The organism is Brucella thiophenivorans (genome assembly GCF_002252445.1).
Classification (GTDB): domain Bacteria; phylum Pseudomonadota; class Alphaproteobacteria; order Rhizobiales; family Rhizobiaceae; genus Brucella; species Brucella thiophenivorans.
Genome location: NZ_NNRJ01000076.1, coordinates 1 through 16,556, shown reverse-complemented (window position 1 = coordinate 16,556; position 16,556 = coordinate 1). Strand labels below are relative to the sequence as shown.

Here is a 16,556-nt window from a genome sequence, read left to right as displayed (position 1 = left end):
GGAATGGCGCTTTTTCATTTCAAGACCAATTTTATCGTATCATGCAGAAAACCGGATTACCCCTGCCCTATAACCAACTCAATATGCTTACACGGCTTATCACTTGCCGTAACAACTCCTGATCATTTGGAGCCTACAAATTGGGGCGTTCGCCACGCAATGAACCCAAAATAAACACCATCTTCGGCGAGCGTTCAGGTGCTTGGGGATACTATCGCCCCTATGCCTGCCGAGAGGCGGGTTCATCAAAGGATCACGGTTATGAAAAAAGCTCTTCTTGCTTTTGCCGCACTTGCCACCATCGCGACCGGGGTCGCGACAAAGTCCTATGCAGCCGATAATGGACTGCTCATACAGGCCCAGTATTACGACGATGATTATCGTCCGCCAATGCCACCACCACCACGCGGCGGGCCACGTCCGGGCTGGGATGGACCTAATAACGGACCGGGTTGGGGCGGCGGTTATGAGCGTCGTGATACGCTTGGCCCACGCCAGGTTGCGCGTTCACTTCAACGGCGGGGGTATGATGTTGGCGACATTCGCCGTGATCGCGGCACCTATTTTGTGAAAGCCACGCGTCCAAACGGTCGCCGCGTAATCGTCGTGGTTGATGCTTTCAGCGGTCGCATCATTGATGAGCGGCGCGCGGGACGCGGTTGGTGACAATTAGCGCATCCCGAAAAGCGTGAAGCGGTTCGTGGGATGCGCGAAAAAAAATGATCAGTTCAGCCTGCGTGACGTCCCTTACACAGGCTGTTTTCTGAACCGGAAGTTTGCCTGCAAACTTCCGGTTACTTTTTGTCATTCTTTATCCCATTATAGTGGCACAAAGTATTCAACCGGGGCACATCTCTGAAATGCCAGACTTTCTTTTTGAGACCAACGCCAATCCCATACCCATGGGAACGCAATCTGGCATGTTTGAAACGCGGGATGGTAAAAGCCTTCGTTATGCGCTGGTAAAATCGCAAATCCGGCCATCGCGTGGCACGATCATTTTGCTGCAAGGTCGCAACGAATTTATCGAAAAGTATTTCGAAACCATATCAGATCTCACAAGCCGTGGCTTCAATGTCGCGACATTCGACTGGCGCGGACAAGGTGGGTCCCACCGACTTCTCAAAGATCGCTTTCGTGGTTATGTTGGCCGCTTTAGCGATTACACGGACGATCTAAATCAGTTTCTCACTGACATTGTGTTACCCGACTGCCCGCCGCCCTTTTATGTTCTGGCGCATTCAGCGGGTGCATTGATTGCCTATGCATCGATCCCGAAAATCGCATCGCGCATTACCCGTGTTGTTCTTTGTGCGCCACTAATGGGGCTTAGGCCATTGCAATCAGGCGACGACAAAATGCGCCGCATCACCACCACCCTGCGCCTGTTCGGCTTTGGCAAGCTATATGCAGCGGCAGGCCGCAAAATGGTTGACCGGCCTTTTGCCAATAATCCACTGACCAGCGATCCCGCGCGTTTCATGCGCAATATGGAAGTTGTACGTGACAATGCCGATCTTGCGCTTGGCGGCCCGACGGTGCGCTGGATTGCAGGAGCACTCGAAACCGCGTCGCTCATCAACAAGCCGGACTTTTATAAGGGACCGGCATTGCCTGTATTGATTATTGCAGCTGGTGCAGATCAAGTGGTTTCAACAGCTGCTATTGAGCGTTTTGCAGCAAACACGCGCAACATTTCGCTGGTGGTTATTGATGGCGCTCGCCACGAACTGCTGCAAGAAGCTGACTTTTATCGCGAACAGGCTCTGGCCGCTTTTGATGCCTTCATTCCCGGAACTTCGGAAACAGACGCACAACCGGCCAGCACAGAGCCTGAACAATTAGATTAGCTGTTAATCAGCTCAAGTGCTGCCTGATGCAACTCTATGGATGCGGCAGCAACAATGTCGCCGCCCTTTTCTGCCGGCCCACCATCGCGCTGCGTTACGACCCCGCCTGCCTGCTCAATGATCGGAATAAGTGCTACGATGTCATAGGGTTGCAAGCCTGCTTCCACAACAATATCGGCAAAGCCGCCCGCAAGCATCGCGAAAGCATAGCAATCGACGCCATAGCGCGACAAACGCACCGAGTTTTCCAAACTGTCAAAACCCTTCCGCAATTCGCCTTTGAAGAGCGAAGGTGTTGTCGTGAACATGGTGGCATCTTCAAGCTTGGCCTGCGAGCGCACGGATAAACGCTGCTCAACACCATCGCGCGCCAGATAAGCACCCTCGCCATCGCTATAGAACAGCTCGCCCGTAAAAGACTGTGACATCATTCCGGCCTTCGCGTCGCCATCGACGGTCAGCCCAACAAGCGTCCCCCAGACAGGCAGACCGGAAATGAAAGCGCGTGTGCCATCGATGGGATCAATGACCCAAACATGGCTGCGGTCAATATTTTCCGGCCCATATTCTTCACCAAGAATACCATGCTCTGGAAACTCACGTCCGATCACCGCATGAATCGCACGCTCTGCCGCACGGTCTGCCTCCGTGACCGGGTCAAAACCAGACGTGTATTTGTTATCGATCTCATTAAACTGGCGAAACCTTGGCAAGGTTTCGGCGGCCGCAGCGCGAGCGACTTCGGAAAAAAATGCCTTATCGATCAGCAATCCCAATCTCCCGTTTCCATAAAGTGATGCATTCCTATGCAATCCATACCAACATTGCACATATTTTGAGCTGGCAATCTTTAAGCTCAAAAATTATGCGTAATTCCTTGACCCAAAAGGCTTTTAAGCTTAGCTTAAACGTCAGACAGGTTTTCCTGTCGGTGCCTTTCGGGGCATTTCCTCCCTAGTCTTTGACCGCGTTCTCTTTATTGAGGCGCGGTTCTTTTTATCCTGATTTTGCTTGGTTTTTCCGCTCTATTCGGCTGCAAGCGGCGGCACGACCAGAAGTTCATCCGGCAAGGACGTAAGATCGCTCAGGAACTGATAGAGGTCCGCACAAAGCGCATCAAAACCAACCAGCTTCTGCAAGCTCTGCTCGTTCATGTAAAGACTGCGGTTGATTTCGATTTGCAAGGCAAAACAGGCTGCGGCAGGCCTGCCATAATGCTCGGTGATAAAGCCACCAGCATAGGGCTTGTTATGCGCGACCGTATAACCGAGCCCTTGAAGAAGCTCAATTGCCGCCTGCGTCAACTGCTCACTGCATGAACGGCCAAAACGATCACCGATGATGAAATCCGGGCGACCGCTCAGTTCACCCGAACGCGTTCCACCTGGCATAGAGTGACAATCGATCAGAACCGAATAGCCAAAACGCTCATGGGTCGATTTCAGCAGATCATCAAGTGCACGATGGTAGGGCTTATAAAGGTCTTCGATACGATAAAATGCTTCCTGCAACGATATGCGACCCGAATATATCGTCTGCCCCTCGCCAACCAGACGCGGCACAGTTCCCAAACCACCTGCAACTCGCGCAGACTGGCTGTTTATAAACGGCGGCAGCGGCTCAATAAACATGCGTGGATCAAGCTCGTAGGGCTCGCGGTTCACATCAAGAAATGCGCGCGGGAAATGCGCTTTGAGCAACGGCGCGCCTAAGCGCGGCACAGATGCAAAAAGCTCATCCACATAGCAATCTTCCGAATAGCGAATGGCGAGCGGATCAAGGCGTGCTTCCGCAAGAAACGACTTTGGATAGGCGCGACCGCTATGGGGCGAATTGAAAACAAAAGGAATACGCTGCTGCGCCGGTGCGCAAACCTCAAAAGGGGGCATCAGATGAAAATCACGTTCCAAACTCATACTTCAACCCGTCTCGATTATATTGTGACGGCCCGTCACAGTGCAGATTTGCTTCAAAAGCAGCACCTTATTTGAGTCTGCCGCAATGCAATATCCAAATTTTAAAAGACCGCCCTTACTCCTATTGGCGAGCCTCCCAAATCATGCAAAGCTGTAACATACAACAGCATGTTGCCAAACAGTGGCCATAACAATTAACATTTGCGCGAGCGTTCATTTCATATTTACCAAAAAAGCGTTTTCTAGTGTGCAAAATGAGTCGTTATCTTCGCTGCACCTCGCGAACGGACGACACGAAATTCGGACGGACCAATGAAAAGAATTCTGCTAGCTGAAGACGACAACGATATGCGTCGCTTTCTCGTGAAGGCTCTGGAAAAAGCGGGCTATCACGTCACCCATTTCGACAATGGCGCAAGCGCTTACGAGCGACTGCGCGAAGAACCTTTTTCACTTCTGCTCACCGATATTGTCATGCCGGAAATGGATGGTATCGAGCTGGCGCGCCGCGCAACCGAAATCGACCCCGATCTCAAAATAATGTTCATAACGGGCTTTGCAGCCGTTGCATTGAATCCCGATTCGGACGCCCCACGCGATGCAAAAGTGCTTTCCAAGCCATTCCATCTGCGCGATCTTGTGAACGAAATAGAGAAAATGCTGATCGCCGCCTGAGGCGACCAGCACCTTTCCGGGCTTTTGATAAGCTCTTCAACAAAAAGAATAAAAAACTTCAAATAAGGGCATTGACGGGCGCAACGCGATATGGTGTATGCGCCACATCGAATGGGCGTATAGCTCAGCGGGAGAGCACTACATTGACATTGTAGGGGTCACAGGTTCAATCCCTGTTACGCCCACCATTCGATCTCTAAAATAGTTATGAATTATACTGTATTAACAATTCTTTAGGCTAAATCGTCGACTACAAAGCCCGTCACCGAACGCCCAAAAATTGCATTGATTTGATTATATAATCCCATTCCTTCCCCTCACCTTTTTATCCATCAATGCCCCTTCTTCTGCGCCGCTTCAATCCTCTGCAATATCTTCATAACAAGACGCATATCACCGCCGAGTTGCGCAAGCGTGTCCTGTATCTTGCTGACGGTGTGAGAGGTATTTGAAGTGGCCTGTTCGTTTGCTGTAACTCGATAGGCAAGATTGTCTGATGCGCTGAATAGCTTACGCACATCGGCCTCAATACCTTTCACGCGCTCATCCTGTCGGGCTTCAATTGCCTTCACGTCTGCAAGGCGCTCGTTGTGCAAAAGCTCATGTGAAACCTTCCACGCCTGAAGCTCATCAATATCCCGCTCGGTATTGGCCCATATGTAAATCCAGCCCGCAACCAAATCCCCCGAAGGTGAATATCTGCAAAGCCGTGTTGAAGTTGAACGACCATTCGAATTTCGGCACCGTCATCGCCAGCAGCCCCCTTATTTCTCATCATGCTTTGCGCATTCGTCTTTCGACCAGACGCCACCGGCACAGCCTCGAACGATTGTGCGATCGATCTTCCGCTGATCAGAATCAGTTGAAGTTTGCGCCGACGTCATTAACAACAACTGGGTACGCATTTGATTGCTGAGACACATACCCACTCTGTTTCATGCGCGGCCTGCGCAACAATGATTCGAGGATCAACACCGATCTACTGCCCGAACTTCTGGGATGCTGGCATCATCATATTGATGAAAGACCGTCGATTGTCGTTCAAAAGGGAAAAGCCATGACCTGCATACTGCCTCCCGTGCATCCCGGCGAAATCCTTCGCGAAGAGTATCTTGCCCCGCTCCATATGAGTGCCGGTGCGATTGCCAAGCAGTTGAATGTGCCTCGCACTCGTATAGAGCGCTTATCAAAGGAGCAGACCGCTATTACGCCAGACACCGCATTGCGCCTTGCAAAGTTCTTTCGCACCACGCCGGAGTTCTGGATGAACATGCAGGCAAGCTTTGACCTCAAGATTGAAACCCTCGCTATTGAGAATGATCGAGCAGCAATTCGCGAGCTTGAAGCTGCATAGTAATGACGGGCAGCATCTGTCCACCCCTCATTCATAGGGATACCGATTAGAGCCAATATTCATTTAAGTTCTCGCCAATTTGGAGAGACTTATGAAGCTGGCTTTTTTGATTCCTACCTGTTTGGCGCTTTGTGGAAGTCTGGGGAATGCGTCAGCATGCAATACCACTCTGGTTCAGATTTCAGATTGGTCGATCAACGCCGATAAGCCACAAACACAACAATTTCTTTTCCAGTTAATTTCAAAATCGAAAAAAACTATAAAATCTCTGGATGCGTCAGTGATTATTGAAGACAGATTGGGCAACCTTCTATTCTCATCATTCATCAATAAACATCTGCTCATAAAGCCAAAAGAAACGTTCATCACTATCGATACAATAATACCGGATGAGGCTGTTGATCATATGCAGAAAGACAGCATGCGCGCCTATGTTTGCTCTCGCAGCGCCATTTTTAGCGATGGAACAAGTCAGCAATACGATTGATACCCCAAACTCCTAGCAATACCAATTTGCAGAGAGAAGCGGCCCGTAGTCCGCTCTCTTATGCCGCATGTTTCTGAACTCTATGTGTCAGCAGTTGCGGGAACATCTGCGCTAACTGACTGTGTGGATAGTTTCTCTGTTCAGCGCTTAGCATTTGCCAGATGGCGAGGATTTCATGCGCCGTTTGTCGATATTAGTGATAGGGTAAATATTATGAGCAAAACGAACTGAACAGACCTCTGTACATTTCCGGAACCTTCCGCTCATAGGCAAGAAAGTTTCTATCATGGCAAAAGGCCAAGTACGCAGTAATCGCGAAGTACGCAAACCTAAGAAGGATAAGTCAGCTTCGACTGATAAGTCATCCAGCCCAGTAGCCGGACGCTTCGCAACCCAGATCAAAGACGCCGAGAAGCAAAAAAAGTAGCTGACGTCGGTTGCTCCATAAGCGAAGCTTTCATATCCCAAGTTGCGAGACACGAAATCGAGGTAGGCTTCGTAACGCCTGCCTTTTTTCATATTTACGGTAGCGGAGTTTTGTATGATTGCAGCCTATATCGGATCTGCGGCGGTTGGCGCTGGCGTATATCTCATGATGAGGCGAAAGCCACGAAAGACGCGGTTTTCAATCTCCTTGAGTATATTTTTAGTGCTATGTGCACTATTCACCGTCTGGTTTATCAACACTGGCGGCTATTACGGCATTATGGGCAAAAATGGCATTATCCCCGATTGGGCGAATTGAAAAATCTAATTATCACTTCTTAAGCCAGCCGCGTTAGTCGGCATTATTGTTGAACCCATATAATTTTAGCCGCATCAACATTGAGACCTTTTGCGACTGAAAGCGCTTTGTCTTTAAGTCGCTTCGTAAGCTTCGGCTGACGTGAGAGAACCCAAAAATATTTGTTGGGATTCGGCCCGACAACGATTGCCCATTGATACTGGTCATCAAGAGCCACAACATTGTAGCCGCCATAAAACGGCCCGAAGAATGAAACTTTTAAAGCGCCGACATTTGGGCTTCCGACGAATTTAGCCTTGCCAGTGGCATCCCTAAATTTCTGCTTCGCAGGGTCATAACCGCTATTAACAACCTTAATTGATCCGTCCGAGTTCAATGAATACTGCGCTGTGGTTTTGAACATCCCACGTTCAAAGCTATTTTCAATTCGCCCTAGCTCATACCATTTGCCAAGATAACGATTTGCGTCGAAATTCTGAACAGGCGTAATCGCTGGACTTTGTGTTGGCGCTACACCGTAAGCGGCACAACCTACCAACCCGACTAGCGAGAGAAGCGCGAGCGCTTTGAACTTCATGTTTTCTTCCTATCTTGAAAACTTGGGGATTAGGTAGCGCTATCAAGTCCCGTTTCAAGACATCTGATCCACGTCCCATTGGGGTTTTCTGACCTCCATCTTTTTTAGGCGGGCCCACTAAAAAAATAACAAAATAAGAACGTAAGTACCTGGCTAAGCGCGCCATAGGCTGAGGCAACGAAATACAGAAGCCATTGCAGAGTGTCGATATGATCAGTCCGACAACGCGGAAAAACGAACAAGTCTTTTCTGAGAACCTTTTCCTGATCTCGTGCGTTGTTCTCCATGCATTCAGGAGGACGTCAATGCTGAAACCTACGCACCCGGGAAATTACCCCGATCGTGACATTGATTGTCAGGAAGCATTAGCGAATGAAATTGCGGGCCTTATAGCGTCTGGCAAAAATGCTGGATGGGACGAGGTCGAAACCGCAAAGGCAATTGCCATTGTTTCTCAAGGTTTGGTGCTTGAACTTCTCAAATTTGGACCTGAGGAATAGGAGAGATATATGAGCAATAAGAAAAGTCCTTGGTCGGACCCTGATCTGGTTCGCGAGGACCAGTCGGCAGATCCAGATTCAGTTGATCCAAAAGACCAAAACGAAAAACCGACACACGAACAAACAAATTCACCGGGCAGTTCAAAAAAACAAAATCCAAAATCCCCCTATCCCGACCGTTCTAAGTATTGATAAATTAAATAAATTTCATGTTCACTGAAACTTTTTACTAACTCACGAGTTTTCTCAAAGAGAGCGTAAAGCCCGACACTTATCACACCGCTAACCGGGAAATTTTACTTATCCAAAGGAGATAACCAACATGAACTCCATTATCTATTTAGTAGGACTAGTCGTTATCGTGTTGTTCATCCTCTCTTTTCTGGGATTACGTTGATGGTAGATTCAACTGTTGTAGAAAATGCGCCTGATCGCAGCTATGTGGATTGGGCGGCTATTTTTGCTGGCGCTGCGGTCGCATCCGGCGTGATGGTTGTCCTGACAACATTTGCCGGTGGCCTTGGTCTAAGTTCATTCTCCGTCGATGATGGAGGCGACATAAGCGCTGTATGGCTTGTCATCACTGCACTCTTTATCGTCATATCGATGGTCGCTTCTTATATGCTTGGTGGCTACATCACTGGCAGAATGCGCCGACCTGCCGGAACTGCGACCCGTGATGAATTGACCGTTCGCGACGGCCTGAATGGGCTGGTGGTGTGGGGTATCGGTACGATCGCATCTGCTCTACTGCTTGTAAGTATTATTTCAGGTGGCGCCAAAGCAGTTGGAAGTGCGGCTGAAACAGCGGTGCAAACCGCGGGAACGGTCGTCGGCGGCACTGCACAGGGTGCCGGTCAGTTGGCCGGCGGGATCGTTTCTGGCGCCGGACAAGCAGTTTCCGGATTGGCGCAGGGTGCAGGGCAAGCTGCCGCTCCATCTGTTGAACAGATGCTGCCACAAGGGCTGAAAACAAACCCTTTAGACTACCTCACCGATAGTCTGCTACGCACGGACAGTCAGGGGAACTCTGTTGTTGGTCAAGAAGCGCAAAATTTGGCGGATTTTCAACGCCAGATAAGTGGTATCCTTGGAAACCTGCTGACTACGGGTGAAATCTCTGATGCTGACCGCACATGGCTCACTAATCAGGTAGCCTCTCGAACTGGCCTCAGTCAAAATGACGCCCAAACGCGTGTAAACCAGACCGTTGAACGCGTTCAGGCTCTGCGTACTGAAGCCCAGACAAAGGTTGACGAAGCACAGAAAGTATTTTCAGATCTACAAGCGCAAGCTGAAAAAACTGCAGAAGAAGTGAAAGCTAAGGCAGCTGATGCTGCTGAAAAAGCAAGAGTAACTGGCATTCTAACAGCATTCCTACTTGCTGCATCTGCTCTTGTTGCCGCAGTTGCCGCTTACATCGGAGCCGTTCACGGTGGTCGTCATCGCGACGAAGGTAGAATTTGGGGCGGCTTAGCTTACCGCAAATAACAAGCAGTCAATAATTTGCTTAACAATAAGGGCTTCGGAGAAATCCGAAGCTTTTTTTATACGCATAAATCGAAAATGAGACTGCTGAATATTATGAATTGTGAGGTCGGCGGAGTTTTCATTGGGTCTCTTTCGCCAAAATTGCAAACAGCTGAACGGGGTATAAATTCGTTCTACGTGATACCTCTCTCGTATCGCAATTCACGAACTCTATCACGTAACTGTTCAGGCGTTCTGTCGAGAACCAACTATAAAGCCGTTTAACCACCTAAATATCTTCGTCTATTACCAAACAGTCCGATACTTCCCCCCGAATGCAATGTTTGAGCGCGCGCCATACCCTCCATATAATTGCCTGCTATGTAGACGCTATTGTCATGATCAATGCTGCGGCGGCTTCCACTTAGCGACTATTTTTTGGTTGATACCGTACAGCATCGCCAAAGCCCTCAGGCAATTTTGGCTCTGTCGTATCGCTTGACAGATTGCCTCTGTCGTCGCGTCCCTGCCATATAGATCTTGGCTCGAAGCCACCACTCAAAGCATGAGAAAATATTGCGCCATCCAATTTTTAGATCAAAAAACTCCTAATACGCCTCACCGCCCGGCGCGCCTTCAGCATGACTTTTACTGCCAACCAGTAATGCCTCTAAGAGAGAGAAACAGTTCTGAAGCAGAATAAACATGTGTATTATATAATATCATATATACGATTGATTATCAATCATAATAATGTCTGACAATAATTTACTATGTAATATAATACAATTATAAATTTCAGATATTCATATTAGTATTTTTTATTATACAAATATAATACTTTTATAAAATTTTGACTTGTTGATTTTCAAATTATTTCATAGTAAATTTTACACATATATTATATCAACAACAGAATCCCATAATTAATTTTTATATTTAACTAATATAAGTTTTTATATTTGGAAGGCGTTTTCGTGAATCACTCTAAATGCAGCACAGTTCGCGCATCTCTCATTCGGGTATTAGGGTGCGCCTCTGTATTGGCAATCGCGCTATTGCAGCCACAATCCATTGCACAGGCTAAAAACCACACTGATGACGGACAAACAACGCTTTCGGGAGACGTCACAGACTGCACCCCGTCCAACTTTGCGCAAGGCAACGGTTCTATTCACGGCATAACGTCCTGCATGGCTGTCGGGTCGTTTTCGAAGCCGACCTCTGTCACATTCGACGGAAATTTGAGTTATGATATCAATGTTGGCGACCTAACTGACCAAACACTCGGTTCGTATTTTGCAGGGCTCGCCGTCCTCGGCGGAGGGGAAATCACTGTCAAAGGTGATTACGGGATCTCAGGTCTCGGGGCTCCTGTAATTAACTCAAAATATCCGATGGCCGCAATCAGTTCCTATTACGGCTTATCAAGCTTCAAGGACAATCCTGATTGGCACACAACAAAAATAGATATACAGGGCGACCTTCAAGTTGGTGGCGGTATGCTTTTTTACCAGGGTGGATCGCATGCTGATGATGCAAGCAATCTTCAACCGAGTACGGATCAGTACGGTTCATTGACGATTGGCGGAACGACCACAATGGATGCCCGATCCGATGATACCGCGATGTTCTATAACAACGGAAGTGCCGCTCTCGTAGCTCCTATGATTTTCAATGATACTCATGCTGATTTCAACGGTTCAGCTAACTTTAACCTCCCACTCCTCTCCATTAAAGATCCGAGTGGAAATAAGTCTGTTTATGGTGCGATAATACTGGCGGGACCACAGTCTTCCCTAAGTTTCAAAAAACCTAGCACCTACACGCTGGCCCAGCAGTACAATCCACAATTGACGGGCGTGATCAACCCGTCTGGTGTAGAGGGAAGTGTGACACCTAACTATCCAGCTGCTTATGGCTGGGTGATGCTTTCGGGTGTATGGGACAGCGCAGGAACCCGCGGAGGACTGAAGCCCACGGCAGACGTAGACGATGTATTTGGGTCAACTATCGCCAATTTTAATGCGAATTATATGACTTTGAATTATACGATGGATGGCGATGGACCGTCAGGCATCTGGGGCGTCGTGTCGCTCAACCAACATGCACATGCATCTTTAAGCAACACCACATTAAATCTCAATATGCAAGGCAGCAAAGATTCACGCGCTTCGGTATTTTTAAGTGGTATTACACCCTTTTCTCCAGCACCTCAAACAAACACCGCTGATATTCCAACAGTTTATTTCGACAACAAATTCGACCTCAACAACGTTAATGTTAATTTTAATGGTACAGACTCTGGAAAATATGTTTCGCTTTTTGATGTTGACGCAACAATTGCAACAGTGAGCGTCAGTGGCACATCAAGCTTGATTGCATCAGATAATTCTGCAATCAGCGATCGTTCTCTTATTTACATCAATAATACAATGAAGGTGAAATCAGACCCAAGAGATGCTGTTAAAAACTACGATGGGCTAGATTCTGCGCAACTCACATTCAATGCGACGCAAACCACTTTGCGCGGCGGCATATATGTTGATGACCTAGATAATAAAAAAGCATTTACGGGTAAGAATTTACTAAATTTTACAATTGATGGAAGTTCGACGAGTTGGTTGGGTGACCTATATGTGGCATCTGAGGTGACTGCGCTACATCCAGACAGGTTCGCTTCCGCAACCATAACGATTATTAATGGCGCTATATGGACAGGAGACGTTACCTCCAACAAAAATAACGTCACGTTAAAACTTGCAAATGGAGGCATCTGGTCTCCACTGAACGACGTCACGCCAGATCCGTTTGTCGCCGGCAAAATTAGCTTGGATGGCGGCATTATTCATACATTATCTCAGCCCTTGACCATTAGCGTTCCTATCGAACTCGGAATCAATGGCGGTACATTTGATACGGCTGGTCAACCAACTACCTACAGCTCCACCATTACGGGAAGCGGATTATTATACAAAAGGGGCGATGGTACCCTTATTCTTGATGGGCAGAATAAGCCCCCCCGTATAATACTTCAAGAAGGTGTACTCTCCGTCGGTAGTGACGATAATCTGGGAGGAGATCCTACGCATCATCTGGACCTCGCTGGTGGCACATTGCAAATTACCGGCACGACGATGCACTCGACACGGTCCGTGATAAATTGGGGACCAACGGGTGGCGGCTTCGATATTGCGGATGCTGGGAATACATTTACGATAGCGCAGAATCTGGCAACGGGCGGTGCATTAACGAAGCTTGGCGCCGGTACTTTGGTTCTGTCGGGTGCTAATGCCTATACGGGTGGTACAAATATCAACGCCGGCACTTTGTCAGTTTCATCTGATTCCAATCTTGGCGATCCATCTGGTGCCCTGAATTTTTCGGGTGGTACGCTGCTCATCACAGGAGACATGAATGCGGACCGGAAGGTGTCACTGAGCTCTGCTGGCGGCACGGTTTCGGTCGATAGTGCTAAAACGGCGACGTTCAGTGGCGTTATTGCGAATGCAGATACAGCCAAAGGCAGTTTTACCAAAGCAGGAGATGGCACGCTCGTTCTGACCGCTTCCAACACCTATACGGGCGGCACGACGATTGCTGCGGGAACTCTGCAATTGGGTGACGGGACTGCTGGTCATGACGGCATGATCCTAGGCGATATTGTCAATAACAGCACTCTGAACGTCAATAATATGAATGCAGCCGCTCTGTCGGGTGCCATCAGCGGCACTGGTAGCGTGAAGCAATCTGGTGCTGGAACGCTGACACTTTCCGGCAATAACAGTTACGGCGATACGCATTTTAATAATGGCGTGCTTTCGGTCGCGCAGGCAGCGAACCTCGGATCAGGTACGCTTGATTTTGATGGCGGCACGCTACAGGTGACAGGCAAATCGTTCAAAGCCACAGCCAGCACGATCAATTGGGGCGCCCATGGTGGTGGCTTTGACATTGCTGATGCGAATAACACTTTTAGTGTCTCATCCGCATTCAGTGGTGCGGGTGCATTGACAAAGACCGGCGCAGGTGGGCTGATTCTGAGCGCTGACAGCTCTGGCTATAATGGTGCTGTCAGCGTGAAAGCCGGTGATCTGCGCCTTGATGGCGCAACATTGGGCGGAACATTGGCGGTTGACGATAAGGCCGATCTTGGTGGCCACGGCGCAATCAGTGGTGCCGCGCGTTTTGCCTCAGGAGCAACGCTGTTTGGCCAGAGCAAGCAGAAGCTGAGCTTTGGGAATGGCCTTAATCTGGCAACCGGTAGTCAGACTGATGTGACCTTAACGGGCGGCCAATCGCAGAATGCCTTATTTGATGTGACTGGCGATCTTGCGCTCAATGGTACACTCAATGTCGAGAGTGGCAGCGTTATGGGAACCGGCGTCTATCGCATCTTCGATTATACTGGAAATCTGACTGAGAACACCATGACCCTGGGCACGATTGCTGATAGCAATATTGCCGATTTTAATCTTCAGACTGCGATTAACCACCAGGTCAATCTGGTCAATACTGCGGGCCGCAGCATGTTTTTCTGGGATGGTGCAGGCCCCGGGAACGATGGTATAATTCAGGGTGGTAATGGCACCTGGGATAGTGCTGCGAGCAACTGGACTGGTGCCGATGGCCTCATAAACTCTCCTTGGAGCAATGATGGCTTTGCGGTGTTTGGCGGTACAGGCGGTACCGTAACGATTGATGCAGGTTATCAACCGAGCGTCAATGGCATGCAGTTCATGAGCAATGGCTATGTTCTGCAAGGCAGCTCTTTAACATTGGCTGGGACCGGCGATCAGCTGATCATTGTCGGTGATGGATCTTTGCAAAGCTCTGCTATGACCGCCACCATTCATTCGGATATTGAGGGCAATGAAGGCTTATTAAAATCGGGTGCAGGGCAACTGGTTCTGAATGGAGCCAACACATATACAGGCACAACCACGGTCACAGAAGGCCTCCTTACACTTGGTGAAGGTGGTAGCATTGACTCAACAAGCGGCATTGTGCTGGCCAGTACCCGCTATGGATATGGTGATTTTGCTGTCGACAAAACAACTGATACCACACTTGCCAACCAGATCAGCGGGATTGGCACAGTCTTCAAACGCGGCAAGGCGACAACGACCTTTAGTGGCGACAACAGTTTCAGTGGCGGGTTAACGGTTGAAGCCGGTGCAGCGAAAGCCGGTATTGCTGATAATGCTTTTGGCTCAGGTCACGTCAAGATTGCCGATGGAGCAAGATTGGACCTTGCCAACTTCAATGAAACGATCGGTGGTCTTGATGGACTTAATCCTGCTGATGGAAATGGTCATGACGGCAACATCAATCTCGGCTCCGGCACATTAACACTCAACCAGGACTTACATGCGGACTTTTCCGGCGTAATCTCCGGCACGGGCGGTTTGACCAAGAACGGCAAGGGCGATCTGGTGCTTTATGGTGCCAATGACTATTCGGGGGCCACAGCACTCAACGAAGGTGCACTGGTTCAGGGCGCTGCCGGTGGGTTCTCGGCTGCTTCAACCTATAATGTGGCCAGCGGCGCTTCCCTTGAACTTGGAGGCTTCTCCAGCACCTTGGCAGGGCTGTCCAATGGCGGCGATGTTTTCTTCGGCGGCAATGGCGGCAGCGTGCTCAATGTGTCAGGGGATTACAATGGCACTGGTGGCACGCTGCATATGTCTGCCGTGTTTGGCGATGACAATTCTCTGACAGACCGAATGAATGTCACTGGCAACACATCTGGCAGTTCCAAAATTGACATCACCAACCGTCACGGTTTTGGCGCCAAAACGAATAATGGCATCGAGATCATTTCCGTCGCTGGCAACTCGGATGGCCTGTTCACGCTCAATGGCGATTATACCACCAAAGAGGGAAAGCCGGGCATTATGACCGACTCTGCCTATGCCTATACGTTGCAACAGGGGGGAACAAATACGCCCAATGACGGCAACTGGTATCTGGTGAGCAAGATGGATAAGGACAATCCAGCTCCCCCAATTGATCCAAGCTGTGAGACAACCAATACGTGCCCACCGTCGCCACCGTCGCCGCCTTCACCGTCTGGCCCTGATCGTTATAGTCCTGCAGCACCGGTCTATGAATCTTACACCTCAACCTTGCAGGCTCTGAACAAATTGCCGACATTGCAGCAGCGCGTGGGTAAGCGTTATCTGGAAGGCTCTGATCAGGCCAATGCGGGCGAAAGCGACAGTCAGGCCATTTGGGGCCGCATCGAAGGCGCGCATCATCGTGCGGAAAATGGCTCGACCGCAGGAGATCTGCGTCAGGAGATTAACACGCTCATCATGCAGGCGGGTGTAGACGGTCAGTTCTATGAAGACGAGAATGGCAAGCTGTTTGCCGGCATTACCGGCCAGTATGGCAATGCGCGTTCTGATATCGACAATCGCACCGGTGATGGTTCCGGCCACATAAGCACGCAAGGCTGGGGACTGGGTGCAACTGCCACATGGTATGGCACATCCGGCTTCTATCTCGATGCGCAGGCACAGGCCAACTGGTATGATAGTGACCTTGATGTCGATGCCAGGAACCAAACCCTAACGAATGGCAACAAGGGATTTGGCTACGCTTTGAGCCTTGAAGCAGGACAGCGCTTTGATATGAACCAATACTGGTCACTGACACCACAGGCACAGCTTATGTGGTCATCGGTGGATTTCGACACCTTTACCGATACATACGGCGCTCGTATCTCCAATCGAAACGGCGAAAACCTAACTGCCCGCCTCGGTCTTGCAGCAAACTACACCAAGAGCTGGAAAAACCATGACGGGCTGATGGTCAATACATCGCTTTACGCAATCGCCAATCTTTATCAGGAGCTCATGGGCGACGCGCGCATGAATTATGCAGGAACCCATATGGTAACCGACAGCGATGACACATGGGGAGGTATCGGTGTAGGCACCACCTATGCCTGGGCCGACAACAAATACATGCTCTATGG

The 16,556-nt window shown here is 49.3% G+C and carries 13 protein-coding genes and 1 tRNA gene; 10 read left to right on the top strand and 4 right to left on the bottom strand.

Translation table 11 applies throughout. The features are described from left to right. Nucleotides 1–261 precede the first annotated feature (261 nt). Nucleotides 262–666 carry a PepSY domain-containing protein gene (locus tag CEV31_RS20640; protein WP_094510101.1) on the top strand — a complete coding sequence of 135 codons (405 nt, stop codon included), beginning with the start codon at nt 262–264 and terminating at the stop codon, nt 664–666. Between the two features lie 194 nt (nt 667–860). After that, nucleotides 861–1,850 (top strand): alpha/beta fold hydrolase, encoded by a 990-nt coding sequence (locus CEV31_RS20635; RefSeq protein ID WP_094510099.1) that lies wholly within the window; start codon nt 861–863, stop codon nt 1,848–1,850. On the opposite strand, the gene hisN is transcribed toward CEV31_RS20635, so the two are convergent. Together hisN and CEV31_RS20625 are read right to left on the bottom strand one after the other, a co-directional pair. Further along, complete coding sequence (gene hisN / locus CEV31_RS20630; protein WP_094510136.1) at nt 1,847–2,620, bottom strand: histidinol-phosphatase; 774 nt, start codon at nt 2,618–2,620, stop codon at nt 1,847–1,849. The genes CEV31_RS20635 and hisN overlap by 4 nt on opposite strands. A 255-nt stretch (nt 2,621–2,875) precedes the next feature. Continuing rightward, nucleotides 2,876–3,766 (bottom strand): N-formylglutamate amidohydrolase, encoded by an 891-nt coding sequence (locus CEV31_RS20625; protein ID WP_094510098.1) that lies wholly within the window; start codon nt 3,764–3,766, stop codon nt 2,876–2,878. Nucleotides 3,767–4,078: 312 nt separating this feature from the next. On the opposite strand from CEV31_RS20625, the gene cpdR reads away from it, so the two are divergent. Next, nucleotides 4,079–4,441 carry a cell cycle two-component system response regulator CpdR gene (cpdR, locus tag CEV31_RS20620; RefSeq protein ID WP_007877205.1) on the top strand — a complete coding sequence of 121 codons (363 nt, stop codon included), beginning with the start codon at nt 4,079–4,081 and terminating at the stop codon, nt 4,439–4,441. 113 nt (nt 4,442–4,554) lie between these two features. Then, nucleotides 4,555–4,629 (top strand) — tRNA-Val (locus CEV31_RS20615). A 144-nt stretch (nt 4,630–4,773) separates the two neighbouring features. Here CEV31_RS20615 and CEV31_RS20610 read toward each other — a convergent pair. Beyond that, nucleotides 4,774–5,121 (bottom strand): hypothetical protein, encoded by a 348-nt coding sequence (locus tag CEV31_RS20610; RefSeq protein ID WP_094510096.1) that lies wholly within the window; start codon nt 5,119–5,121, stop codon nt 4,774–4,776. Nucleotides 5,122–5,498: 377 nt separating this feature from the next. Here CEV31_RS20610 and CEV31_RS20605 point away from each other — a divergent pair, with 377 nt between their 5' ends. Together CEV31_RS20605 and CEV31_RS20600 are read left to right on the top strand one after the other, a co-directional pair. After that, nucleotides 5,499–5,795: a HigA family addiction module antitoxin gene (locus CEV31_RS20605; protein WP_094510134.1), complete on the top strand. Its 297-nt coding sequence runs from the start codon at nt 5,499–5,501 to the stop codon at nt 5,793–5,795. A 91-nt stretch (nt 5,796–5,886) separates the two neighbouring features. Continuing rightward, nucleotides 5,887–6,282 carry a hypothetical protein gene (locus CEV31_RS20600; RefSeq protein ID WP_094510095.1) on the top strand — a complete coding sequence of 132 codons (396 nt, stop codon included), beginning with the start codon at nt 5,887–5,889 and terminating at the stop codon, nt 6,280–6,282. A 788-nt stretch (nt 6,283–7,070) separates the two neighbouring features. On the opposite strand, the gene CEV31_RS20590 is transcribed toward CEV31_RS20600, so the two are convergent. Next, the gene (locus CEV31_RS20590; protein ID WP_094510091.1) at nt 7,071–7,604 is read right to left on the bottom strand and encodes a lipocalin family protein; all 534 of its coding nucleotides are present in this window, start codon (nt 7,602–7,604) and stop codon (nt 7,071–7,073) included. A 305-nt stretch (nt 7,605–7,909) separates the two neighbouring features. On the opposite strand from CEV31_RS20590, the gene CEV31_RS20585 reads away from it, so the two are divergent. The 4 genes from CEV31_RS20585 to CEV31_RS20575 form a co-directional block, all read left to right on the top strand. Next, on the top strand, nt 7,910–8,104 hold the full coding sequence (locus tag CEV31_RS20585; protein WP_094510089.1) for a hypothetical protein: 195 nt from the start codon (nt 7,910–7,912) through the stop codon (nt 8,102–8,104). 9 nt (nt 8,105–8,113) lie between these two features. Continuing rightward, nucleotides 8,114–8,296, top strand: coding sequence for a hypothetical protein (locus tag CEV31_RS21010; protein ID WP_143850998.1), 183 nt, complete (start codon nt 8,114–8,116; stop codon nt 8,294–8,296). Nucleotides 8,297–8,500: 204 nt separating this feature from the next. After that, a complete protein-coding gene (locus CEV31_RS20580; RefSeq protein ID WP_094510087.1) occupies nt 8,501–9,595 on the top strand; it encodes a hypothetical protein in 1,095 nt (364 codons plus the stop codon). A 1,022-nt stretch (nt 9,596–10,617) separates the two neighbouring features. After that, nucleotides 10,618–16,556: autotransporter outer membrane beta-barrel domain-containing protein (locus CEV31_RS20575; RefSeq protein WP_143850997.1), on the top strand; the 5,939-nt coding region annotated here is incomplete at its 3' end.